The sequence below is a fragment of the Glycomyces harbinensis genome, from assembly GCF_900101745.1.
Classification (GTDB): domain Bacteria; phylum Actinomycetota; class Actinomycetes; order Mycobacteriales; family Micromonosporaceae; genus Glycomyces; species Glycomyces harbinensis.
This window is the reverse complement of sequence record NZ_FNAD01000013.1, coordinates 43,596-67,151: the sequence shown is the minus strand read 5'-3', so window position 1 is coordinate 67,151 and position 23,556 is coordinate 43,596. Positions and strand designations below refer to the sequence as shown.

21 protein-coding genes are annotated in these 23,556 nt (G+C 72.0%); 12 read left to right on the top strand and 9 right to left on the bottom strand.

Annotated elements, in window-relative coordinates; translation table 11 throughout:
- Window positions 1-92 precede the first annotated feature (92 nt).
- On the bottom strand, window positions 93-1,067 hold the full coding sequence (locus tag BLQ63_RS19465; RefSeq protein WP_091039011.1) for a glycoside hydrolase family protein: 975 nt from the start codon (window positions 1,065-1,067) through the stop codon (window positions 93-95).
- Between the two features lie 224 nt (window positions 1,068-1,291).
- Between BLQ63_RS19465 and BLQ63_RS19460 the strand changes: the two genes are divergently transcribed.
- The 5 genes from BLQ63_RS19460 (at window position 1,292) to BLQ63_RS19440 (ending at window position 7,248) form a co-directional block, all read left to right on the top strand.
- Complete coding sequence (locus BLQ63_RS19460) at window positions 1,292-2,311, top strand: LacI family DNA-binding transcriptional regulator (RefSeq protein ID WP_091039009.1); 1,020 nt, start codon at window positions 1,292-1,294, stop codon at window positions 2,309-2,311.
- Between the two features lie 202 nt (window positions 2,312-2,513).
- Window positions 2,514-4,109 (top strand): FAD-dependent oxidoreductase, encoded by a 1,596-nt coding sequence (locus BLQ63_RS19455; RefSeq protein WP_091039221.1) that lies wholly within the window; start codon window positions 2,514-2,516, stop codon window positions 4,107-4,109.
- A gap of 31 nt (window positions 4,110-4,140) precedes the next feature.
- The gene (locus BLQ63_RS19450; RefSeq protein ID WP_091039007.1) at window positions 4,141-5,409 is read left to right on the top strand and encodes an ABC transporter substrate-binding protein; all 1,269 of its coding nucleotides are present in this window, start codon (window positions 4,141-4,143) and stop codon (window positions 5,407-5,409) included.
- Window positions 5,406-6,356 carry a carbohydrate ABC transporter permease gene (locus tag BLQ63_RS19445; protein ID WP_091039004.1) on the top strand — a complete coding sequence of 317 codons (951 nt, stop codon included), beginning with the start codon at window positions 5,406-5,408 and terminating at the stop codon, window positions 6,354-6,356. Before BLQ63_RS19450 ends, BLQ63_RS19445 begins: the two co-directional genes overlap by 4 nt.
- Complete coding sequence (locus BLQ63_RS19440; RefSeq protein WP_091039001.1) at window positions 6,346-7,248, top strand: carbohydrate ABC transporter permease; 903 nt, start codon at window positions 6,346-6,348, stop codon at window positions 7,246-7,248. The genes BLQ63_RS19445 and BLQ63_RS19440 overlap by 11 nt, the downstream gene beginning before the upstream one ends.
- A 53-nt stretch (window positions 7,249-7,301) precedes the next feature.
- Here BLQ63_RS19440 and BLQ63_RS19435 read toward each other — a convergent pair whose 3' ends face one another.
- Window positions 7,302-7,682 (bottom strand): VOC family protein, encoded by a 381-nt coding sequence (locus tag BLQ63_RS19435; protein WP_091038998.1) that lies wholly within the window; start codon window positions 7,680-7,682, stop codon window positions 7,302-7,304.
- A 128-nt stretch (window positions 7,683-7,810) separates the two neighbouring features.
- Between BLQ63_RS19435 and BLQ63_RS19430 the strand changes: the two genes are divergently transcribed.
- The 3 genes from BLQ63_RS19430 to BLQ63_RS19420 all read left to right on the top strand — a co-directional run bounded on the left by BLQ63_RS19430 (window position 7,811) and on the right by BLQ63_RS19420 (window position 10,632).
- On the top strand, window positions 7,811-8,404 hold the full coding sequence (locus tag BLQ63_RS19430) for a TetR-like C-terminal domain-containing protein (protein WP_091038995.1): 594 nt from the start codon (window positions 7,811-7,813) through the stop codon (window positions 8,402-8,404).
- Window positions 8,401-9,537 carry a GDSL-type esterase/lipase family protein gene (locus BLQ63_RS19425; RefSeq protein ID WP_091038992.1) on the top strand — a complete coding sequence of 379 codons (1,137 nt, stop codon included), beginning with the start codon at window positions 8,401-8,403 and terminating at the stop codon, window positions 9,535-9,537. The genes BLQ63_RS19430 and BLQ63_RS19425 overlap by 4 nt, the downstream gene beginning before the upstream one ends.
- Window positions 9,538-9,687: 150 nt before the next feature.
- Window positions 9,688-10,632 carry an SDR family oxidoreductase gene (locus BLQ63_RS19420; RefSeq protein WP_091038988.1) on the top strand — a complete coding sequence of 315 codons (945 nt, stop codon included), beginning with the start codon at window positions 9,688-9,690 and terminating at the stop codon, window positions 10,630-10,632.
- 49 nt (window positions 10,633-10,681) lie between these two features.
- Here the strand turns inward: BLQ63_RS19420 and BLQ63_RS19415 are convergent, their stop codons facing one another.
- Window positions 10,682-14,383 (bottom strand): tetratricopeptide repeat protein, encoded by a 3,702-nt coding sequence (locus tag BLQ63_RS19415; RefSeq protein ID WP_281188016.1) that lies wholly within the window; start codon window positions 14,381-14,383, stop codon window positions 10,682-10,684.
- Between the two features lie 67 nt (window positions 14,384-14,450).
- Here BLQ63_RS19415 and BLQ63_RS19410 point away from each other — a divergent pair, with 67 nt between their 5' ends.
- From BLQ63_RS19410 to BLQ63_RS19400, 3 genes are all read left to right on the top strand, one after another.
- Complete coding sequence (locus tag BLQ63_RS19410; protein WP_177155017.1) at window positions 14,451-15,944, top strand: M48 family metallopeptidase; 1,494 nt, start codon at window positions 14,451-14,453, stop codon at window positions 15,942-15,944.
- Window positions 15,929-17,068: a DUF4034 domain-containing protein gene (locus BLQ63_RS19405; RefSeq protein WP_143014999.1), complete on the top strand. Its 1,140-nt coding sequence runs from the start codon at window positions 15,929-15,931 to the stop codon at window positions 17,066-17,068. The genes BLQ63_RS19410 and BLQ63_RS19405 overlap by 16 nt, the downstream gene beginning before the upstream one ends.
- 127 nt (window positions 17,069-17,195) lie before the next feature.
- Window positions 17,196-17,681, top strand: coding sequence for a hypothetical protein (locus tag BLQ63_RS19400; RefSeq protein ID WP_091038978.1), 486 nt, complete (start codon window positions 17,196-17,198; stop codon window positions 17,679-17,681).
- Window positions 17,682-17,802: 121 nt separating this feature from the next.
- Here the strand turns inward: BLQ63_RS19400 and BLQ63_RS19395 are convergent, their stop codons facing one another.
- From BLQ63_RS19395 to BLQ63_RS19370, 6 genes are all read right to left on the bottom strand, one after another.
- Window positions 17,803-19,131 carry an amidase gene (locus tag BLQ63_RS19395; RefSeq protein WP_091038976.1) on the bottom strand — a complete coding sequence of 443 codons (1,329 nt, stop codon included), beginning with the start codon at window positions 19,129-19,131 and terminating at the stop codon, window positions 17,803-17,805.
- A gap of 196 nt (window positions 19,132-19,327) precedes the next feature.
- Window positions 19,328-20,008, bottom strand: coding sequence for an EF-hand domain-containing protein (locus BLQ63_RS19390; protein WP_091038973.1), 681 nt, complete (start codon window positions 20,006-20,008; stop codon window positions 19,328-19,330).
- Window positions 20,009-20,113: 105 nt separating this feature from the next.
- Window positions 20,114-20,395: a hypothetical protein gene (locus BLQ63_RS19385; protein ID WP_091038967.1), complete on the bottom strand. Its 282-nt coding sequence runs from the start codon at window positions 20,393-20,395 to the stop codon at window positions 20,114-20,116.
- Window positions 20,392-20,994 carry a TetR/AcrR family transcriptional regulator gene (locus BLQ63_RS19380; protein WP_091038964.1) on the bottom strand — a complete coding sequence of 201 codons (603 nt, stop codon included), beginning with the start codon at window positions 20,992-20,994 and terminating at the stop codon, window positions 20,392-20,394. Before BLQ63_RS19380 ends, BLQ63_RS19385 begins: the two co-directional genes overlap by 4 nt.
- A gap of 31 nt (window positions 20,995-21,025) precedes the next feature.
- Entirely contained in the window at window positions 21,026-21,232 is a 207-nt protein-coding gene (locus BLQ63_RS19375) for a ferredoxin (RefSeq protein ID WP_091038962.1), read from the bottom strand.
- Window positions 21,233-21,240: 8 nt separating this feature from the next.
- Window positions 21,241-22,458, bottom strand: a complete 1,218-nt coding sequence (locus BLQ63_RS19370) for a cytochrome P450 (protein ID WP_245681022.1) — start codon at window positions 22,456-22,458, stop codon at window positions 21,241-21,243.
- Between the two features lie 158 nt (window positions 22,459-22,616).
- Between BLQ63_RS19370 and BLQ63_RS19365 the strand changes: the two genes are divergently transcribed.
- Window positions 22,617-23,411 (top strand): SDR family NAD(P)-dependent oxidoreductase, encoded by a 795-nt coding sequence (locus tag BLQ63_RS19365; protein WP_091038960.1) that lies wholly within the window; start codon window positions 22,617-22,619, stop codon window positions 23,409-23,411.
- Window positions 23,412-23,556 lie beyond the last annotated feature (145 nt).

Here is a 23,556-nt window from a genome sequence, read left to right as displayed (position 1 = left end):
GCGGGACCGGTCCCGGTCGGATCGGCGGGACGGGCCGAGCGGTCCATGCGGCTGCGCCGGCGGGGACGGAGCCCCGCCGGCGCTGGAATGCTCTAGGCGCGGGCGATGGCGATGTTCGTGTTCGAGCGGGCGCCGGCCTCGTAGAACATGTACATGCGGCCGTTCTCCTCGGCGAAGCTCGGGGCCGCGGCGCGGGTGGCGACGGGATCGGCGTACAGGACGCCGAGCCGGTCGGCGCGGTCGAAGCTCGTGCCGACGTGCGCGACGCGGATGTTGCCGTCGCCGCTGTGGTAGACGACCTTCCCGCCGCCGTTCTGGGACCAGTAGTGCGCGCCCGAGAGCTGCCCGGCCTCGCCCGACACGGGCGACAGGAGCGGCTGGGGTTTGAACTTCCAGCCCGAGGTGAGGCTGTTCGACCAGCCGATGAAGATCTTCCTGGTCCCGGACTGGTTGCCCATGAACAGCATGATGTGGGTGCCGGCCTGGTTCGGGTGCGGGAAGACCCGCGCGTAGGACGCCTCGGTCACGTTCGACGGGAGCATCGAGGTGTGGAGGACGGTGCCGACGTAGGTGAACGAGCGGCCGTCGGTGGAGGTCGCGACGCGGGTGGTCCGGTTGTCGCCGTGGAAGTACAGGTACATCTTCCCGTCGGCGTCGTTCCACAGCGCGTGCGGGCTGGAGACGTGGGGCACCGAGAAGTGGCCGCCCCAGTTCCGGTCGATGATCGGGTTGGCCGAGTACTCCTTCCAGGGCCCTGCGAGCGAGTCGGCGTAGGCGAGGCAGATGCCGCCGGGGTCGTCGTGAGGCGCGTAGTACATGTACCAGGCGCCCAGCGCGTTCTGGACCCTTCCGGCGGCGCGCCGGATGGACGGGAAGATGATCTCTTTCCTGGCGGGCGCGTAGCTGAGGGTGCTCTTGTCCATCGCCGCGCCGAGGCGCGTGAAGGTCGGGAAGCCGGGCACCGCGGCGGCGGCCGGGGCGGCGCCGAGGGCGGCGGTGGCGCCGAGGGCCGCTGCGCCGAGCAGCAGGCCGCGGCGGCCGATGGCGGGTCGTCGGTCGGAATCCATGACGCACTCCTGTCCGGCCCGGGCGGCCGCCGCCGCGCCTCGATGCGCGGCGGTGCAGAGGCACCGCGGCGGGCCTTTGGAAGGATGAGTCTCCGGGCTGAGGCGAGCAGGCGTCAAGATGATAATACGTATTATCATCTTGACGGTCCGAAAATCGGGGTGCAACATGATCACACGCACCTGTGGTTATACGCATTATACGCCGAACGAGAAAGGCCCTCGCCGTGACCGGACCCCGACGCCGCGTAACGCAGCGCGACATCGCCCGCCTCAGCGATGTCAGCCAGGCCACCGTCTCCCTGGTGCTCAACAACCGGCTCGACGGCGGCGTCAGGATCGCGGAGGCCACCCGGCAGCGGGTCCTCGACGCGATCCGCGAGACCGGCTACGTCGCCGACCCGGTCGCGCGGCGCATGGCCGACCAGTACAACCGGATCATCGGCGTGTTCACCTACGAGCCCGTCTTCCCTTCGGGCGCAAGGGACTTCTTCCACCCGTTCCTGCTCGGCCTGGAGGAGCAGGCCGAACGCCTCGGCTGCGACCTGCTCCTGCTCACCAGCGCGCCCGTGGTCGACGGCCGCCGCCGCATGTTCGCCGACGGCAGCCGCATCCGCCTCGCGGACGGCTGCGTGCTCCTGGGCCAGGAGGTCGACCGCGACGACCTGACCCGCCTTGTCGCCGAAGGCGTCCCGTTCGTGTCGGTGGGCCGGCGCGACGACGCGGGCGGGCCGGTGCCGTACGTCGGCGCCGACTACCCCGCCGCGACCGCGGCGCTCGTGCGCCGCGCCGCCGAACTCGGGCACCGGAGCCTCGCCTACGTCGGGCGCGGCGAAGGACCCGAGTCCTACGCCGACCGGCTCCGCGGCTTCCACGCCGCGGCGGAGGAAGCGGGGGCCGCCGCCCGCAGGCTTCCCGGAGCCGGGTCCGAAGCGCTCGACGCGGCCCTCGCCGACGGCGTGACCGCGCTGTTCCTCGAAGAGCCCGCGGACGTCCCCGCCGTCACCGCCTGGGCGGCGGCGCGCGGCCTCGGCGTCCCCGCCGACCTGTCCCTCGTCGCCCTCGGCGACCCGACCCGCCCGGTGTCGATCGACCTCGACGTCACCGGTTTCACCATCCCCCGCCGCGAGATGGGCCGCCAGGCCCTCGACGTGTTCTTCGCCCTCCTCAAGGAGGCCGAGACCGACACGCAGCGGCTGCTCACGTGCGAACAGCATGACGGCGCGACTCTAGGGCCCGTCCTGTGAGCCAGGGTGAGGCGGTATCCGAGTCCATTTGTTCGCTCGCAAGGCGGAAGGGCCTTCGCATACCGGTGTTGTATGCGAAGGCCCTGACAACGCAGCGAGCGGGCAAATGGGCCGGATTCCGACCGCTCTGGCTCACAGGACGGGCCCTGACGCCGGCCCCCACCGGAAGGAACCGATCTTGAAGCAGGCACGGTTGAAGGAACTGCAGGCCGACATCCTCGTCGTGGGCGGCGGTCTCGGCGGCGTCGCCGCCGCGCTGGCCGCGCTGCGCGCCGGGCGGCGCGTCGTCCTCACCGAGGAGTACGACTGGATCGGCGGCCAGCTGACGAGTCAGGCCGTCCCGCCCGACGAGTCGTCCTGGGTCGAGCAGTTCGGCGTCACCGCGTCCTATCGGCAACTGCGCGAGGGCATCCGGGAGTACTACCGGCGCCACTACCCGCTCACCGAGGCCGCCCGCAACACGCGGGAGCTCAACCCGGGCGGCGGGCACGTCAGCCGCCTGTGCCACGAGCCGCGCGTGGCCGTCGCCGTCATGGAGTCGATGCTCGCGCCCCACATCGGGTCGGGCCGGCTGCGGCTCCTCCAGCCGTACCGCCCGGTCGCGGCCGACGTGGACGGCGACCGGGTCGAGGCCGTGACGCTGGCGCACCGCGACACCGGCGAGCAGCTCGTCGTCAGCGCCCCGTACGTCCTGGACGCCACCGAGACCGGGGAGCTGCTGCCGCTCACCGGCACCGAGTACGTCACCGGTTTCGAGTCCGCGAGGGTCACCGGCGAGCCCAGTGCGCCCGACGAGGCGCAGCCGGACAACATGCAGGCCGTGTCGGTGTGCTTCGCGATCGACCACGTCGAGGGCGACCACACCATCGACAAGCCCGCCGACTACGACTTCTGGCGGGACTTCCGCACCGACTTCTGGGGCGGGAACCTCCTCGGCTTCCGGGCCCCGAACCCGCGCACGCTGGAGGCCGCGGAGCGGACCTTCGAGCCCAACCCCGACGACGACCCGCTCGCGGTCGTCGGCGACCAGCGCCGCGGCGGCGGCGACATGAACCTGTGGACGTTCCGCCGCATCGCCGCCCGCCGCAACTTCACGCCCGGCGCGTACGCCAGCGACGTCACCCTCGTCAACTGGCCGATGATCGACTACTTCCTGGCGCCGGTGATCGACAACCCCGACGCCGCGGTGCATCTGGAGCGGGCGCGGGAACTCTCGCGCAGCGTCATGTACTGGCTCCAGACCGAGGCGCCGCGCGCCGACGGCGGCACCGGCTGGCCGGGGCTGCGCCTGCGCGGGGACGTCACCGGCTCGGCCGACGGGCTCGCCCAGGCGCCGTACCACCGCGAATCGCGGCGCATCAAGGCCGAGTACACCGTCGTCGAGCAGGACCTGTCGGCGGCGGTGCGCGGCGACAAGGGCGCCGTGTCCTATCACGACAGCGTGGGGATCGGCATGTACCGCATCGACCTCCACCCCTCCACCGGAGGCGACAACTACATCGACGTCGCCTCCTGCCCGTTCGAGATCCCGCTCGGCGCTCTCCTGCCGGTCAGGGTCGACAACCTCCTCCCCGCCGGGAAGAACCTCGGCACCACCCACATCACCAACGGCTGCTACCGGCTGCACCCGGTCGAGTGGAACATCGGCGAGGCCGCCGGGGCCCTCGCGGCCTTCGCCTTCGAGCGCGGCACCGCGCCGCGGGCCGTCGCCGCCGACCCGGCGCTCCTCGCCGCATTCCAGGACCGGCTCACCGCGCAGGGCTTCGAACTGCGCTGGCCCGACATCGCCGCCTACTGACAATGACGTCAACGGAAAGGAAGAACCCCTTATGAAGTACACACGCCTGCTGCTGGCCGCCGCCGCGGCCGCGCCGCTCGCCCTCGCCGCATGCGGTGGTGAGAGCGACGACGGCCCGGTCACGCTGCGCATGACCACCTGGTCCGCGAGCGAGGACCACCTCGCGATGCTCAATGAGATCGCCGACGCCTACATCGCCGACAACCCCGAGGTCGAGGCGATCGAGTTCGACCCGCTCGCCTTCGAGGGCTACACGAGCACCCTCACCACGCAGATCGCCGGCGACAACGCCCCCGACCTGGCGTGGATCCTCGAGAACTCCGCACCCGACTTCGTCTCCAGCGGCGCGCTCGTGCCGCTGAGCGAGACGCTCTCGGAGACCGAGGGCTACGAGTACGACGACCTCATCCCGGCCGCCACCGAGCTGTGGCGCCAGGACGACGAGCTGTACGCGTACCCGTTCTCGACCTCGCCGTTCGGGGTGTTCGTCAACAACGACCTCCTCGCCGAAGCCGGTCAGCCCACGGCCGCCGAGCTCATCGCCTCCGGCGAGTGGACCTGGGAGCGGGTCGTCGAGGCGGGCGCGGCGGTCCACGCCGCCACCGGCAGCGACGGCATCGTCATCCGCGACTTCGACTACACCGGCTGGGACAACCTCTCGACGCTGTGGACCGGTTGGGGCGCGAGCGCCTGGAGCGAGGACGGGGCCGAGTGCGGCTTCGACGACCCGGAGATGACCGAGGCGCTCACGTTCATGCACGACGCCGTGTTCGCGCAGGAGGCCATGCCAGGTCCGGGCACCACCGCGGACTTCTTCGCGGGCGAGGCGGCGATGACGGTGACCCAGATTTCGCGGGCCGGGCTCCTCGCCGAGGCGCCCTTCGGGTGGGACCTCGTGCCGCTCCCGGCCGGGCCCGCCGGCGAGTACTCGGTGATCGGCCAGGGCGGACTCGGCGTGCTCACCGTCGCACCGCACCCGGAGGAGGCCGCCGACTTCCTCGCGTACATGACGAGCCCGGAGAACTCCGCGAAGCTCGCGCAGTACTTCCCGCCGCCGCGCGAGTCGCAGCTGACCGCCGAGGTCCTGGGCCAGGCGAACCCGCTCCTGACGCCCGAGCAGCTCCAGACCGTCGTGATCGACCGGATCGACGCGGGCGTCGTCAAGCCCAGCCACACCGGCCAGGCCCAGCTCGACCAGGCCGTGCGCGCCGCGCTCGACCCGCTCTGGACCGCGGACGCGGACGTGCCCGCCGTCCTCGCCGAGCTGTGCACCGCCATCGACCCGCTGCTGGCTCAATGACGTTGCTGCGCAATGACACCGCCGCACCCGGCCGGGAGCAGTCCCGGCCGGGGCGGCGGCCCGCCTGGTGGTCGGCGCGGCGCCGCGACCGGCTCGCCGGATACCTGTTCATCGCCCCGCAGCTGGTCGGCATGATCCTGTTCGTGCTGCTCCCGCTCGGCCTGATGTTCTGGTACAGCTTCCACGACTGGAACGTCCTCGCCGGGGGCTTCACGTTCAGCGGCACCGAGAACTACGAGCGCCTCGCCCAGGACCCGGCCCTGCCCGGCGTGCTCGGCGCGACCGCCGCGTTCTCGGTCGGCCTGGTCGCGCTGAACCTCAGCCTGGCCCTGGTGCTGGCGATCCTCCTGAACCAGAAGCTCAGGGGCACCATCGTCTTCCGCACGATCTTCTTCTCCCCCGTCGCGGTCACCCTCGTGGCGTGGACCATCGTGTGGCGCTTCCTGCTCCAGGACGACGGCGGCATCAACGGCCTCCTGTCGACCCTCGGCGTCGAGGGCCCCAACTGGCTGCGAGGGGAGACGACCGCGATGATCGCGGTGGTCGTGGTGCAGGTGCTCAAGAACGTGGGCCTCAACATGGTCCTGTTCCTCGCGGCCCTCCAAGGGGTTCCCAAGGAGCTGTACGAGGCGTCCACCATCGACGGCGCGAACGCATGGATCCGGTTCCGCCGCATCACGATGCCGATGATCAGCCCGACGATCCTGCTGACCTCGATCATCACCGTCGTCGGCTCGCTCCAGGTGTTCGCCCAGATCGACGTCCTCACCAGCGGCGGGCCCGGCACCTCCACGACGGTCCTCGTCTACTACCTGTACCAGAACGCGTTCCAGTTCCACGACTTCGGCTACGGCGCGGCCCTCTCGGTCCTGCTGTTCGCGATCGTCCTGGTGCTCACCGTGATCCAGTGGCAGATGCGCAGAAAGTGGGTCGTCCATGAAGACTGAAGCGCTCACGCCCTCGCCCACCGGGGCCCCGGAGACGAAGACCCGCCGCCTGACCACGGGGCCCTCGCGCCGCGCGAAGCTCGTCCTCTACGGGCTGCTGTGCGTCCTGGCCGTCCCGTTCGTGTTCCCCACGTGGTGGATGGTCACCTCGAGTCTCAAGTCCGCCAACGAGATCTTCGCGTTCCCGCCGTCGATCCTGCCCGTCGACCCGAGCCTGTCGGCGTACGGGCGCGTCTTCGAGTTCGCGCCGTTCGCCGCGCAGTACTGGAACAGCATGTACATCGCGGCCATCGTCACGGTCGGCACGCTCGCGGTGTCCTCTCTGGCCGGGTACGCGTTCGCGCGCATCCGCTTCCCCGGGCACAACCTGCTGTTCCTGGTGGTCCTCGTGGGCCTGCTCATCCCCAGCGAGGTCACGATCGTCCCGCTGTTCCAGATGTTCAACGGGCTCGGCCTGGTCGACACGCACTGGCCGCTCATCCTCGTGCCGGTCTTCGGCGCCCCGAGCGTCCTGGCGACGCTCATCATGCGGCAGTTCTTCATCGCCCTCCCCGCGGAGGTCGAGGAGGCCGGGCGCATGGACGGCCTCGGCCGGCTCGGACTGTACTGGCGGATCGCGCTCCCGCTGTCGCGCCCGGCCCTCGGCGCGGTCGCGATCTTCTCGTTCCTGCACAGCTGGAACCTGTACCTGGAGCCGGTCGTGTTCCTCTCCACGCCGGAGAAGTTCACGCTCCCGCAGGCGCTGACGCAGTTCACCGACGCCTACGGGGGTCCGATGTGGGACGTGCAGCTGTCGGCGGCGACCATGTCGGCGCTGCCGGTCCTCATCGTGTTCGTCCTGGCCCAGCGCCAGTTCGTGGAGGGCCTGGCCCACACCGGGCTCAAAGGCTGAAGCGGTGCCCCGGCCTCGGCCGGGGCACCGCTCCTGGTCCTCATTTCAGCGCCTTAGGGCCACACGGCGCCTCGGTTGCGGCACAGGCAGAAGGGATGCCCGACCGGGTCGGTGTAGACCTGCCAGCCGTAGCCCTCGGGCCCGATGAAGTCCTGCAGGTGGGTCGCGCCGAGCGCGGTGACGCGCTGCCGCTCGGGCGCGAACTCGTCCACTTCGAAGTCGAGGTGGTACTGCTTCGGGTGCTCCGCACTGGGCCACGTCGGAGGGCGGTACTCCTCGACCCGCTGGAAGGCCAGTTCGACCTCGCCGTAGGCGATGCCGGCCCAGGAGTCGTCGCTGTCCTCCTTGACGGGGCGGCCGGTGACCTCGGCGTAGAAGGCCGCCAGCTTCATCGGGTCCGGGCAGTCGATGATGAAATCGGTGAGTTTCAGCATCAGTCGATCGTGCCGCCGGGCGGGACCGGGCGCAACTCGATTGACCGAAAACGAGCACGCACCGCCGCGACCGCGATCACGTCGCCTATGTATTGTAGGCATCTGCCTAATGGGTGTAGGTTGGTCAGGTGACTCGTACTGCTCTCACCGCGGCCGCCGTCGTCGCCGACGCGGCGGCGCTCGCCGACGAGGCCGGATTCGAGACCGTCTCGCTGTCGGCGGTCGCGCGGCGCCTCGGCGTGCGGACGCCCAGCCTGTACTCGCATGTCCGCGACCTCGAGGCGCTGCTGGACGGGGTCGCCGCGCTCGCACTGGCCGAACTCGCCGGCCGTGTCGCCGCCGCGATCGCGGGGCGCGCGGGCCGCGCCGCGCTGGAGGGCTACGCGGCGGCGTACCGGAGCTACGCCCGGGAGTCGCCGGGGCGATGGCAGTCAATGCAGCGCCGCGCCGGCGATGCCGTCGTCCGCTCGGATGCCGCGCGGGAGACCGTCGCACTGACCGGCGCGGTGCTCCGGGGCTATCCCGTACCCGAGGACGAGCACGTGCACGCGATCCGACTGCTGGGCAGCACCATCAACGGCTTCCTCGCGCTCGAACGCATCGGCGGCTTCGACCACAGCGAGCCGTCGTCCGAAGAGTCCTGGTCGAGGACCGTCGACGCCCTCGACGCGCTCCTGCGGGCCTGGCCCGCCGACCCACGACACCGAAAGGCGCAACCGTGATCACCGCATCCATCGCCCCGCTCGTCCGCGGCGTCGCCGAACTGGAGACGACCGCCCGCGGCGTACGGCCGCACCGCCTGCCCGGGCGGGCGCGCGCGCAGTTCCCCGACCCGCACCTGCTGATGATGGAGCGCCAGCCCTCCGGCGCGCGCCTGGTGATGGCGACGGCGGCGAGGGCCCTCCGGCTCACCGCCCACTCGAGCCGTCTCGGGTACCGGGGCGCGGAACGCCCGCGCGGCCGCGTCGACCTCGTCGTCGACGGCGAACCGTTCGCGAGCGCGGAGCTCGACGGCGGCGACCTCGTCGAGGTCGACTTCCGGACCGGGGCCAGCGACTTCCGGCCGGGACCCGCGCACACCGTGGCGTTCGACGGGCTGCCCCAGGGCGACAAGCACCTCGAGATCTGGCTCCCGCACAACGAGGCGATGGAACTGATCGAGCTCCAGGCCGACGAGCCGGTGCGGCCGGTCGAGCCCGGCGGGCGCCTCTGGGTGCACCACGGCAGCTCGATCAGCCAGGGTTCGAACGCGGCCTCGCCGACCCGGATCTGGCCCGCCGTCGCGGCCCGCGCGGGCGGCGTCGAACTCCGCAACCTCGGCCTCGGCGGCAACGCCCTCGTGGACCCGTTCACCGCCCGCGCGATCCGCGACGCCCCGGCCGACCTCATCAGCGTGAAGCTCGGCATCAACGTCGTCAACGGCGACGTGATGCGCCCGCGGTCGTTCACACCGGCCGTCGACGGCTTCCTGGACACGATCCGCGACGGGCACCCCGACACGCCGCTGCTGCTGGTCTCGCCGATCTTCTGCGGCATCCACGAGGACGCCCCCGGGCCGGGCGCCGTCGACCCCGGCACGCTCGGCACCGGCCAGGTCGCGTTCACCGCGAGCGGCGACGATCCGAGCGGGCGGCTCACCCTGCGGGTGATCCGCGAGGCGCTCGCGTCCCTGGCCGCGCGCCGGAAGGACGATCCGAACCTGCACTACCTGGACGGCACCCGCCTCTACGGCGAGGCGGACGCCGCCGAGCGCCCGCTGCCGGACGCGCTGCACCCCGACACCGACACGCACCGGTTGATCGGCGAGCGCTTCGCCCGGTACGCCTTCGCATCGGACGGTCCCTTCGCCGCCTGATGTGAGCGCAGCGGCTCGCGGTCCTGCCCGGCCCCGCGGCCGGCTCCTCGGCGGTCCGGGGCCGCCGGATCCTCGGATCGGGAAGTCGTGGCAGGCTTCCCGCCGCCGCTCTAGGGTCGAGATCCCAGCCCGAGAACGAGGAGTGCCACCATGTCGCGTCGACCCATCGACATCACGACCCCCGACCTGACGGGCAAGCGCGCGCTCGTCACCGGTGCCAGCGACGGCATGGGACTGGGGATCGCCGAGCGGCTCGCGGCGGCGGGCGCCGAAGTGGTCATGCCCGTGCGCAACCCGCGCAAGGGCGAGGCCGCGATCGCGAGAATCCGCCGGAGCGTCCCGGACGCGAAGGTCTCCCTGCGCGACCTCGACCTGTCGTCGCTGGCGTCGGTCGCGACCCTGGGCGACACCCTCCGCGAGGAGGACGATCCGATCCACCTGCTCGTCAACAACGCCGGGGTGATGACCCCGCCGACCCGCCAGACCACCGCTGACGGCTTCGAGCTCCAGTTCGGCACGAACCACCTCGGGCACTTCGCGCTCGTCGCCCGGCTGCTGCCGCTGCTGCGGGCGGGCCGCGCCCGCGTGACCTCGCAGGTCAGCGTCGCCGCGCGACGCGGCGAGATCAACTGGGACGACCTGAACTGGGAGCACGGCTACCACGGGCAGCGCGCGTACAGCCAGTCGAAGATCGCGTTCGGACTGTTCGGCCTCGAACTGGACCGCCGCAGCAAGGCCCACGGATGGGGCATCACCAGCAACCTGTCGCATCCGGGGGTGGCGCCGACCAATCTCCTGGCGGCGCGCCCGGAGGTCGGCCGCGACCGGGACACCCCCGCGATCCGCCTGATCCGGTGGCTCTCCGCCCGCGGCATCCTCCTCGGCACCGTCGAGACCGCGAAGCTGCCGGCCCTGACGGCCGCGACCGATCCCGAGGCGAAGGCGGCAGTCCTCTACGGCCCCAGCGGTGCCGGCAATCTCGGCGGACCGCCCGCCGAGCAGCGCCTGTACCCGCCGCTGCGCAGTGCCGACGACGCCGAACGCGTCTGGCGGGTCTCCGAGCGCCTCACCGGGTCGGCGATCCCGACCGCGTGACTCCCCGACCCGGGTCGGACGCGATGCGCCCGCGTCGGGGCGGAGGCGCTCACGCCGAACCGTGTTCGCGTTCGACCCGCGCCGCCGAATGCTCCATGCCCGCGGCCCGGTACGCCGCGGCGGCGGCCGCCGCGGCCGGTCCGGAGCGGTCGTGCGCCGCGCAGCGGGCCCGCACCGCGAGGCCGTCGGCTTCGAGGACGCCGAATCCGTGCGTGCGGGCGTCCTCCACGGCGCGATCCGCGCACCGGCGCGCCTCGGCCGCGTCTCCTTGCGCCAGCGCCACACCGGCCAGTCCGATGGTCGCGCGCGCGTCGAAGAACGGGAATTCGGCCGCGAGTTCGAGCGCACGACGGAACGCGTCCTCCGCCGCGGCGGCGTCCCCGGCTCCCAGGTGCGCCTCGCCCAGCGTGCACAGGAGCGCCGCCTGCGCCCGCCGGTTCTGGACGATCACCGAGAGGTCGTATCCCTGCCGGGCGGCGTCCACGGCGGCGCCGGCGTGGCCGCGCTGGGTGTGGAGCAGGCTCAGCTCGTCCAGTGTGGACATCTCGCCGTGCAGGTCCGAGGTGCGCCGGTATCCCTCCAGCGCGGCGTTCAGGTGCTCTTCGGCGGCGGTTTCACTCCCGAGTTGGCGCAGCACCATCCCGAGGTTCGAGCGGTTCGCGTGGACGGACTTCTCGCGTCCGGTCTTCTGGTTGATCTGGAGGGCGGCCTCGAAGTACTCCACGGCCTCCACGAGCCGGCCGTTGTCGGCGCACATGAAGCCCAGGCCGTTGAGCGTCACCGCCCGCACGTGGCCCAGTTCGTCATCGCTGAGGTCGAGCGCGAGCTGGAAGGACCGCTCCGCCTCTTCGAGGCGGCCCTGTTCGGCCAGGATGAGTCCGATGTTGTGCCGCAGGTAGGCGGCGGCCTGGCGCCATCCGCCGGTGTCCGCCAGCCGGACGCCCTCGGTGTAGTCGGCCAGCGCCTCGTCGTGGCGGCCCAGTCCCCACATCGCCTGGCCGCGGCTCATGTGCATGGCGGCTCTGGCGGAAGGGTCGTCGTCGGCGGCGCGCAGGCCCGCGTCGGCCGAGCGCAGCCACCGGTCGGCCTGGCGGTGGACGAGGAAGTAGCCGCGCAGCTGGTCGGCGATCTGCCAGGAGAGGTGGCGGTGGTCGGAGTCGGCGAGGCGCGCGATGAGCGCGACCAGTGCGGGCGCTTCAGTGTCGAGCCATTCGAGTGCGGCCTCGTGGGTGTCGAACACGGCGCTGCGGTCGTCGCTGGTGGTCCATCTGACGAGCTGGGGGTAGACCCATTCCATGGCCGCGGTCGTGACCCGCAGGTACCAGGCGTAGTAGCGGTCGCGGTCGGCCGCGTACGCCTCGGGGTCGTCATCGGCGAGCAGCCGGGTCGCGTACAGGCCGAGGAGGTCGTGGAAGCGGAAGCGGTCGGGTGAGTGCTGCAGGAGCATGTTGGCGTCGAGCAGTTCGCCGAGTACGCGGTCCGATTCGGCCGCGTCGGCGTCGAGCAGCACCGCGGAGGCGTCCAGGGCGAAGTCGTCGCCGGGGTGCAGGGAGCTGAGGCGGAACGTGCGGCGGGCGGCCTCGCTGAGGTCCTGGTAGCTGAGTTGGAAGCTGGCGAGCACGCTGAGTTCGCCGGTGGCGAGTTCGGACAGCCGCCGGCTTTCGTCGCGCAGCCGCTTGGCGAGGTCGGCGGCGGACCACGCGGGCCGGCCGGCCAGGCGCGCTCCGGCGATGCGCAGGGCGAGCGGCAGTTGTCCGCAGGCGGCGGTGAGCTGCCGCGCGGAGTGCGGTTCGGCGGCGATCCGGTGCGCGCCCGCGGCGGCGGCGAGCAGGTCGAGGGCGTCGGCGACCGGGAGTGTGGGGAGGTCGATGACGGTGGCGCCGACCAGGTCCGTGAGTCGTCGGCGACTGGTCACCAGTACCGCGCAGGGTCCGGTGCCGGGCAGCAGGGGTGAGACCTGGCGCCTGCCCGCGGCGTTGTCGAGGACCATCAGCATTCGGCGCCCGGCGAGTTCGCTGCGCAGCAGTGCGGCGGCCTCGGCTTCGTCGGTGCCGATGCGCTGGCCGGGGACGCCCAGGGCGCGCAGGAAGCGCCCGAGGACTTCCAGGGGTGTGACCGGGGCGCTGGTGGCGCCGCGGAGGTCGGCGTACAGCTGCCCGTCGGGGAATGCGGCGCGCAGGCGGCGCGCGGCCTCCAGTGCCAGCGCGGTCTTGCCGACTCCGGCGGCGCCGTTGACGGCGACGATGGGCGCGGTGGGATCGGTCTCGGAGGGGTCGGGTTCGAGCGCCGAGACGATCCGGTCCAGTTCTTGAGCGCGCCCTACGAAGTCGGGCGGGGGTGCGGGGGCCTGCTGGATCACGGGTCGGCGCGGCGCCGGCTTGGGTTCGGCGCGGCGGTGCTGGCGGAGCGCGTCCTGGTGGACTTCGTGGAGCCGTTCGCCGGGCTGGATGCCGAGCTGGTCGGCGAGTGCGGTGCGCACGCGCTCGAAGGCGCCGAGGGCTTCGGCCTGCCGGCCGCTCGCGGACAGGCTCGTGATGAGTTCCGCGTGGAGGGGTTCGTGCAGTTCGAGTCGGGCGGCCAGGTCGCGCAGGCGCGGCAGCACTTCTTCGCCGCTGTCGAGGTCCCTTGCGGCCCTGGCGTAGGCGCACAGCATGGCCACGTACTCCTCGGTCACGGCCGCGATGAGCGGGCCGTTGCGGAGGGCGTCCACGTCGGTGTCGCCGCGCCACAGCCGGGCGGCCTGGGCGTAGTGGCGCAGTGCCAGTTCGGGGTCGTTCTCGTCGGTGCCGCGGGAGGCCAGTTCCCTGAACCGGGCCAGGTCGAGCCGGTCGGGGTCCGCGTTGAGGCGGTATCCGCCCGCCGTGGTCTGGATGGTGAGTCCGGATTCGGGCTGCAGCCATCGGCGCAGTCTGCCGATGTAGGTGTGCAGGAGGCTCGATGCCGAGGCCGGTCGCCGCTCGCCCCAGACGAGGTCCATGAGTTCTTCTCGTCCGATGACGTGGCCCGCGCTCAGTGCGAGGCGCAGCAGGATGGCCTTCTGGTTGGTCGAGGTGAGCGGGATGGGGATGCCGCCGTGCCACAGGGTGACGGGTCCGAGGACGGCGAGCATGGTGACGGGTTCGCCTGCGGGCCGTTCGGCTTCGGCGCGGAAGGCCGGGGTGGGCGGGGCGTGGGCGTCGGCGCCGAGGGCGACCGCGAGGAGCCGCGATTCGTCCTGACTGGACAGTCCGAGGGCGAGTGCGAGGCTGTGCAGGGAGTCGCGCCGGGGCTGGCGGGTGCGCCCCTGCTCCAGGTCGCGGATCGCGGCCACGCTGAGGCGGGAGCGCTCGGCGAGTTCCCGCTGGGTCAGGCCGCGATGTTCGCGATGCGACCGCAAGAGTGGGCCGAACTGGGATTCGGGTTGCTCGGCGCTTGCGGGCGGGGATCCACCGCGCGCCTCTATTGGCTCCGACACGATGCTCACATTCTTCCCATTTGGCAGTGCGGTCGGCAAGGCGGAACACCGGCGGGAAATCGGCAGGAGTTCGGGGCCGGGCCGCCGCGCGGTGCCCGTCGGCGGGGCCGTCCGGGCCTGCGCGGAGCCGGATGCGGGGCGTCCGGCGGCCGCCCTAGCAGCGGGACCATCGGTCGGGTCGACCGGGGCGCACCGCGGGGCCGCGCACGTGGCCGGCTCGGGTGCGGCGGGGCCCGTCTCCTGGGGGGCGACGGGCGCCAGGTGCAGGATGGTGGCAGTCGAGGAGGAGTTGATCATGGCGGCAGTCCGCTGGCTCGTTGAGTCGAAGCTCGCCGGCCTCAATCGCGAAGGCGTGATCTGAAGATTGCGGCGCAACGTGTGGTGGATGCTGCTGATCGGCGCCGTGCCGACGGCGATGTTCGTCGTCATGAGCGCGCTGATCTGGTTCAACGTCTACGCGTTCACCGTTTCGCCCCTCTCCGCCTTGAAGATCGCGATCGGCGTCGTGCCGAGCGCGGTGGTGCTCGGCAGCGGGCTGTGGGTCCTGGTGTTCAAGGGCGACAGTCCCCTGCACGGCGTGCCGGTCCGCGAGGAGGAGCAGCCGGAGCTGTGGGCGCTGGTCCGCAGGCTCGCCGAGGCCGCGGGCACCGCGCCCCCCGATGACATCCGGCTGACCGCGGACGCCAACGCCGCCGTCGTGGAGGACACGCGCCTGCTCGGGCTGATCGCCCTGCGGCGGCACATGTTCGTCGGCGCGCCGCTGGTCGCCGAGATGGCGGCGCCGCACCTGGCCGCGGTGATCGCACACGAGCTGGCGCACTACGGCAACCGGGACACGCGCTTCGCCGGCACCGCCTACCGCAGCCGGTCCGCGTTCGCGCACACGCTGACCGCGATGAACAGGGACGACTACCTGCAGCGCGGACTGCATTTCCTGCTGCGGCACTACGGGAGGCTCGTGCTCCACGCGTCCGCGAACCTGAGCCGGCGCCAGGAGCGGGCGGCGGACGAGGCGGCGGCGCGGACGGTCGGGTCGGCGCCCACGGTGGCCGCGTTCGGCGACCTGACGTCGATCGCCGCGTCATGGGAGCTCTTCCGGCGCAGGCACCTGGTCACGGGCTGGCAGGCGGGCTACCTGCCGGCCGACGCGTTCGCGGGATTCCGCAGGCTGCGGGATTCGCTTGAGGGCGAACCGGTCGAGGCGGACGAACCCGACCCGTACGACACGCACCCGCCGATGGGCGAGCGGATCGCGAGCGTCCGCGCCCTGGACGCCCCGGGTACGGTGCGCGTCCCGGCCGGAGCGGCGCTCGGCCTGCTGCGCGATCCGCGCCCGCTGCTCGACGCCGCGCTCCTGGACGGGCTGGGACCCGAGGCGCTCGCCAAGCGCCGCGCCGACTGGCCGGCGCTGGTCCGGATCGGCGCCCTCGCCTCGGCGACCGAGCACACTGGACTGGTGCTCGCGAACGCGGCGCGCGCCACGGGACGGCCGGTCGCACTGCGAACGCTGCTCGACGCGCTGGACGCGGACATGCTCGTCGAGGTCGGCACGGATCCCGCGGGTCCGCAGCGTCCGACCGACGGCCCGCGGGTGCGGCGCGAGCGGGCCAGGATCCTCGTCCACGCCGGACTGACCGGTGCCGTGCTCGCCGCGCTCACCGACGCAGGCGCCCTGCACTGGAGCGAATCGTGGCCGTCGCGGGGCGCCGTGCGGTTGGACGAGCGCTACGACGATTCACTGCCGGACCTGCTCGATGCGGCGGTGTCCGACCGACCTGACACGACGCGCCTGCGCGCACTGCTCGACTCGGCAGACCAACCACGAGAAAGGCCCAGGGGACGATGGCACTACAGATAGGGGCGAAGACCCGCGTGCTGATGGCGATGCGCAAGGAGGCCAAGGCCCGGGGCCTGTCGGTCCAGAAGTACATGGGGACCGCGTCCCACCAGGAGCTCATCGCGCTGATCCGGCAGGTGGACCCCACGGTCAACCCGGCCGAGATCGTGCCGGGCCTGCCCGACATCCCGCCCGTCGACGTCACCAGGTGGGGCATGCCGCCCGAAGCGGCGCTCAGCACCGACCTGAGCCGGCCCGTCCCGGTGGTCGGCGCGGCGGTCGCCGCGGCACGCGCCGGGGACTGGAGGCCGGCCGCCGACCTGCTCGAGCGCTCCTACGGCGACTGGGCGATGCGCTCGGTCGCGGTGCACGCCCTCGGCGAGGCCGCAGCGGACGACGGCGCGTGGATGCGGGCCTGGCGCGCCACCGCGGGCGAGAACCGGCACTTCGCGGCCGTGGAGGCGCACGGGCTGCTGTGGCTGGGCTGGAAGCTGCGCGGGAGCAGGCCGGGCGAGGAGACCTCCCCCATGCAGCACGACGCGTTCTTCCAGACCCTGCGCCGGTCGGAGGCGGCGTCGCACCGGGCGATCGAGCTGGCGCCGGACGACCCGACCCCCTGGTCCACGCTCATCACGCTCGCGCGCGGCCTCTCGTACGATCCCGACCAGTTCGCCGCGCACTGGCGCGAGCTCCAGGCCCGCGATCCGCTGCACCGCACCGGGCACGAGTTCGCGCTGATGTACTGGTCCCCCGAGGACGGTCCCGGTTCGTACGACTCGCTGTTCGCCTTCGCCGACCGGGCCGCCGCCGCGTCACCGTCGCTCGCGTTCCTCGTCCTCCAGGCGGCCTTCGACTACGAGGCCCGCGACGAGAACATCTGGCGGGACGCCATGGTGCAGCGAGCGCTCGACCTCGTGCTCCGATGGCTGTCCACGCCGGCCGGCGGCGGGGGCGTCTTCGCGGACAGCGACCGGCGCTGGGCGGCGTACGCGCTCGTGAGCGCCGGCAGGGGCGCCGAGGCCGTGCCGCTGTTCGCCCACCTGGGCGTCGACGCCTCCGGCAGGCCGTGGGAGGACTACAACGACGACGCCGCCGCGGTGTTCGACAGCTTCCGCCGCAGAGCGTGTGCGGCCGTGCGGTCCTGACGGGAGCCTTCGGGGACGGCGGTCAATGCCGGGCGATGCATTGACATGCCTTTATCTGTATGCAAACCTTAAAGAAATATCGGGCGATGTCCGCATATTTCATTCCCACTCCCCCAAAGGATTGCATATGCTCCTGAAAACCCTGCTCGCCGGCGCCGGCGTCCTGGTCATGCTGCTGGGCCCGGCCATGGACACCCCCGCATCCGATGTGGCCGAAGGCCACGGTCACGAGCACACCGACAACATCCTCACGCTGAGCGTCATCACCGATCCGACGCCCGAGCAGGTGGAGGCCGCGGCGGAAGGGGACTTCACCGTCCTCGACCACGGCGACAAGGGGCACACCTACCCGCCCGACATCGACGGCGTCGTCCCGACCTTCTACGGCGGCGACTGCTACGACAACGTCCTGGCCTACGCGACCTGGTGGTCGGTGGGCGACTGGTACATCACCTACGACAAGTGCGAGATGGAGCGTTACGGCGCCGGCCAGTCCGACTGGGACCGGGTCGGCGCGCACGAGAAGGCGCACACCGACGGCTGGGGCCACGGCGAGGAGCCGCGGGACCGCAACGCGGCCTTCGAACCCGGCATCGTCATCTGCCGCTGCTAGCGGCGCCGAACGCTCCCGGCCGCGGCCCGCCTGCGCACTCAGGCGGGCCGCGGCCGGGTGCACTGTCGGCGTTCCGTACCTGGGGGGCAACGGGATCGGCTCGCCGCTGGAAGCGCCGCGTTCAGTAGCCCGGGGGACGGGTGAAGCCGGGGAGGACGCCGGCTTCCTCGAGGGCCGCGGCGATCTCGATGAGGCGGATCTCCGACCAGCGCGGGCCGACCAGTTGGACCCCGACCGGCAGGCCGTCGGGATCGAACCCGGCCGGGACCGTCAGCGCCGGCAGCCCGGCCAGGTTCGCGAAGACCAACATGGCGCCCGGGCTCGACACGTCCTCGGCGTCGTGGGCGGTCGCCGCGGTCGACGAGGGCGGGAGCAGCAGCGCGTCGTGCCGGGTGAAGAACTGCTCCCACGCGCCGGCGAAGGCGTCTCTGCGATGCAGCGTCTCGAGGTACCAGTCGAGCGTCCGCCGCTGCGATCCCGGGGTGAGGGCCGAGGTCACGGCCTGCATCAGTTCCAGGAACACGCCCTGTTCGACCCAGTCGAGGTCGGGCAGCCGCGGCTCGACCGCCGCGCCGGCGTCGGCGCAGGCCGCGGCGACGCGCGAGACCTGCTCGCGCAGACTCTCATCGACGCTCGCCCAGGGAAGTTCCAGCGCCGTCGCCAGCCGCAGGTCCTGGAGCCTGAACGGGCGGCGCTCGGGCAGCGGCACGGGAGGCACGTCGAAGTCGGCGCCGTCGGGCCCGGATATCAGGCGCAGCACCAGTTCCAGGTCGTCGAGATCGCGGGCCATCGGGCCGAGCGCGGACAGGACGCGCACGGGGTTGACCTCGTGCGCCGCGTTGAAGTACCCGGTCGAGGCCACCCGGTGCTCGGTGGTCTTCAGCCCGTACACGCCGCAGCAGTGGGACGGCAGCCGTATCGAGCCGGCGAGGTCGGAGCCGACCTCGACCGGCGTCAGCCCGGCGGCCAGCGCCGCCGCCGCGCCGCCGCTGGAGCCGCCGGGCGTGCGGGCGGTGTCCCAGGGATTGGCGGTGCGGCCGAAGATCGCGTTCTCGCTGCGGTAGGCGCCCAGGAAGGGCGGGACGTTGGTGTGTCCGATGATGACGGCGCCGGCGGCCCGCAGCCGCGCGGCCACGGTGCCGTCGGCTTCGGGAATGCGGTCGAGTACCGGCGTGCCGACGGTGGTGCGCAGGCCCGCCGCGTCGTGGCAGTCCTTGAGCGTCAGCGGCACGCCGTGTAGCGGGCCCGGGGTCTCGCCTCGGGACAGTGCCCGGTCGGCGGACAGGGCCGCCTCGTACGCCAGGTCGACGTCGAGTGACACGACCGCGTTCAGCGCGGCATGGGTCTTGATCCGCTCGAGGTGCGCGTCGAGGATGCCGACGGCGGTCGACTCGCGGTCGCGGATCCGCCGGGCCAGCACTCGCGCCGGTTCGTACGCCGATGGCGACATGGCGACCTCCAGGGTTCTCCTGGAAGCACACCATATTCACCGGCCCGGTGGGGTCGGGGCCGAATGCGGTCGGCGGCGGATCGCGCGCCGTCCGATCGATGCGCTCGAGCGCGGTCGCGGCGGAGACGACTTCCCCGGCAGGTCGCCGCCCGCCGTTCGGGTCGGCGGCGGCGAGGGCGCCGTCTCCGCCGCGGCGTCACGAGCCGGTCGGCGCCAGTACCGGTGCGCCGGTGCGCCCCATGAGGTTGTTGGCCGGGCAGTCGGAGGCCGGGCTGAGGAAGAAGCCGTAGATCGCGTGCTTCCACTCGTCGGGCGAGATCCGGTCGTCGCGGTCGTCGTCGAGGTATTCGAACAGCCGGGCGCTCTCGGCCTGCTCGACCCCGTTCCAGTGGCGCATCAGCTCGGTGAACTCCTCCGAGCTGATGTAGCCGTCGCCGTCCTCGTCGGTGACCATGAAGTAGACGTCGGCGACCGAGGCGAGCTTGGCGCCCGCGGCGATCCGGTCGCCGAGCATGTTCTCGCCGAGGGCGGCGCGCAGTTCCTCGCGGCTGACCCGGTTGTCGTTGTCGGTGTCGGCCGAGGCGATGAAGTCGGTCCACAGCCGCGCCGTGACCTCCCGCAGTTCGAGCCCCATCGGGCTGTCGACCGGGATGCCGCGCGCGGTGAGCACGCGGTCGGCCGCCTGGCGGAGGTCCTGCGTGGTGATGAACTGGTTGCCGTCGACGTCGAGCGTGTCGAACCAGCGGTCGAACTTCCTGCGCCGGACCTTGTCGAGGCCTGCGTTCTGCCTGATCCTGCTGCCGATGACGACCGCCGCGCCCGCGGCGACCGCGGTGGCGGCGGCTCCGACCGCCAGTGCCTTCGTTGATGCCCTCATGTGGTCCACCCTTCTCGTTTCCCTCCGGGATCGTGCCACGACCACGTCGGTCGGGGGGCGCGAACCGTCGATCCGGCGGAAACCGCCCGTTGCGCCGGGCCGGTCTCAGTTTCGGCCGAAGGCGAGGCCTTTGGCGTGGAAGAGGCCGAGCAGGAGCACGCCGACGGCGAGCGCGGCCGCGCCGGGCAGGGGCGCCGCGGGGAGGTCGGCGGCCGCGAGTGCCAGGGCGCCCAGGCAGATGCCGCTCCACCCGGCGAGGAGGTTGGCGACCGGGCCCGAACCGAACACGGTCGGGTACCGCTCCTTGGTGATGCCTTTGACGAAGTGCGGCAGGCCGTTGCCGATGAGGACGCCCGCGAGCAGGCCGAGGGCGATGGCTTGGATCATCGAGGTGCTCCGTTCTGGAGGTCAGGGCGTGAGGTGAGTCCGCGGACGGCGAGGTCCACGAGTCGGCGCAGTCGCTCGCGCATCTGGTCGGCGGTGGCGGTCGACCGGGCGATGCCGACCATGGCGTCGGTGAGCAGCACGGCCGCCTCCTCGGCGGTCATGGCGTCGCCGAGGAGGTCGAGTTCGGGGGCGTCGTTCAGGAGCGCGGCGACCAGGGCGGCGTAGGCGGACTCGGAGGCGGCGATCAGGTCGGGCGCGATCGTGCCCGCCTCCTGGACGAGTTCGTGCCGGAAGTCGGCCGCGACCGTGCCGGCGGCGAAGTCGAGCTTGACGGCGAGGAGGCGGTACAGGCGGTCGGCGGTGGTCGCGCCGGTCGCGCCCGCCGCGGCGGCACCGGCGTGCAGGTCGGCGCTCACGGACGCGGCGACCGCACGGAAGACCGCGTCCTTGCCCGGGAAGTACTGGTACACGGCGGGTCGCGAGACGCCGGCCGCGTTCGCGAGGAGGTCCATCGTGGTCTTGCGGTAGCCGTAGCGGCCGAACACCGGCACCGCCGCGGCGACGATCGCCTCGCGGGTGACCTCGGCTCGATTCGTCATACTGACATTCTGAGCCTGGTTCGTCAGTTTGTCAATCCTGGTGTTCGTCAACCGCGGTCAGCGCGCCGGAGGGGCAGAGTTCGATCGCGGCGGCCGCGTCGCCCGTGTCCGCGCCGAGCGGCGCGTCGTCGAGCACGACCACGCGGCCGTCCTCGTCGTCCTGGTCGAACAGCTCCGGGGCCGTCAGCGCGCACATGCCCGAGCTGGTGCACCGTTCGCGGTCGGCGGCGATCCTCATCGTTCCCCTCACCAGGCCACCGGGAGTGCGCCGACGCCGTAGATGAACATGTCGGTGCGCAGCGGGACCTGGTCGGCGGGTACGGCCAAACGCAGGCCGGGGAACGCCTCCAGGAGCCGGGCGAAGCCGATGCGCATCTCGACGCGGGCGAGCTGCTGGCCGATGCACTGGTGGATGCCGTGCCCGAAGGCCATGTGCCCCTGGGAGTTACGGCCGAGATCGAGTTCGTCGGGCCGGTCGAAGTAGGCCGGGTCGCGGTTGACCGCGTGCGGGGCGACGGTGACGTACTCGCCGGCGCGCAGGATCCGCCCGTCGATCTCGGCGTCCTCCTTCACGATCCGCATCATGCCGGCGTGGGCGACGGTCAGGAACCGCAGCAGCTCCTCGACGGCCCCGGTCATGAGCTCGGGTTCGGAGCGGAGCCGGGCCAGCTGGTCGGGGTGCTCGAGCAGGGCGAGCGTGCCCAGCCCGAACATGTGCGCGGTGGTCTCGTGCCCGCCCAGCAGCAGGATCATGCCGATGCCGGCGACCTCGTCGTCGGTGAGGTCGTCATCGGCGGCCAGGGTGCTGAGGAGGTCGTCGCCCGGGCGGGCCCGCTTGGCGGGGACGAGCCCGTGGACGTAGCCGAACAGCTCCCCCGTCGCCTCGTTGCGCTGCTCGATCGGCATCGCCTGGTCGAAGATGGCCGAGGAGGTGCGCTGGAAGTGGTCGCGGTCGGCGTAGGGGACCCCGAGCATCTCGCAGATGACCAGGGACGGAACGGGAAGGGCGAACTCCTGGAACAGGTCCGCTCCGCTCCCGGCGTCCTTCATGGCCGCGATGCGGTCGTCGACGATGTCGGCGATGCGCGGCTCCAGATCCCGCATCCGCTTGAGGGTGAAGACGCCGGTCACCTTGCGCCGCAGGCGGGTGTGCTCGGGCGGGTCCTTGAAGAAGAAGAACCCGGGCGGGACGTGCTCGGAGGAGGAGACGAAGAAGTGGGGCAGATCGGTCGGCGACCGCACGAACCGCTCGCCGGTGAGGAACCGGGGGTCGGCGAGGACCTGCCGGGCCAGGGCGTGCCCGGTGACCAGCCAGCCTTCGACGTCGTCGGGGTAGTACCGCATCCGCCGCAGCGGCTGGTCCTGCAGCGCCATGAGCGCGGCGGGCGGATCGTGGCGGGTGTCCCGGTGGTACGGCATGCCGTGGGGCAGGTCTTCGGAGGAGGCGGTCTCGGACGCGATCACGGCGGCTCCAGACGTCGGCGAGAACGCGGGGGTGGCTTCTCGCTGGTCATCGCAGCGTAAGGTCCGAACGGTCCGCGGCACAATACGTTCACTACGTTGTGTCAGTAGGCCGACACGGAAATGTGACCAGTGTGGAGCCAGAGGATTCCGGAGCGCCGATGAGTGACGAACGATCGCCGTACCCCCCGACCGCCCTCGTCACCGGCGCCGCGGCGGGCATGGGCGCGGCCTTCGCGAGAGCGCTTGCGCGAGAAGGGTATCGGCTCATCCTCGTCGATCGCGACGGCGAACGCCTGCGGGTCACCGCCGACACGCTCCCCGCCGACTGCGAGACCGTGACCGCCGACCTCACCGCGGAAGCGGACCTCGCCCGCGTCGAAGAACGGTGCCGGGAAGGCGTTCACCTGCTGGTGAACAACGCCGGCTTCGGGCACCCCACGGGATTCATCACCACGCCCGTCGCGGCCGAGATCGCGATGTCGCGGGTGCACGTCGAAGCCGTCCTGAGGCTCACGCTCGCGGCGCTGCCCTCCATGATCGAGCGGCGCCGCGGCGGCGTCATCAACACCGCCTCCGCCCTCGGGTTCTTCCCGAGTTCGACGTATTCGGCCACGAAGGCGTGGGTCATCAACTTCAGCCGGTCGGCGGCCGTCAAGGTGCGCGCCGACGGGGTCGCCGTCACGGTCCTGTGCCCCGGCTTCACCCGCACCGAGTTCCACGACAGCGCCGGCATGGACATGTCCAAGATCCCGCGCTTCCTGTGGCTGGAGGCCGACGCCGTCGTCGCGACGGCGTTGCGGGACTGGCGCAGGCGCAGGGCCGTCAGCGTGCCCGGGTGGCAGAACCAGGTCATCGTGGCACTCGCGCGGCTGCTGCCGATGCGGTTGATCGACCGCATCATCGCCGGTGCCGGCAAGCGCCCCTTGGCGGTGCGCGGCGAGACCGCCGATTGACGCACCGGCTCCGAGACCGGGATGGTGCGTGGTTGGTTCTCGGCGATACACTGCTCCCGACCGCATTCGAGAGGAAGGAGGTGAGACGCGGTGTCGAAACCGAACGATCCGGTGTCCCCCTCCCGTCGAGTGCGCTGAAGCGTTG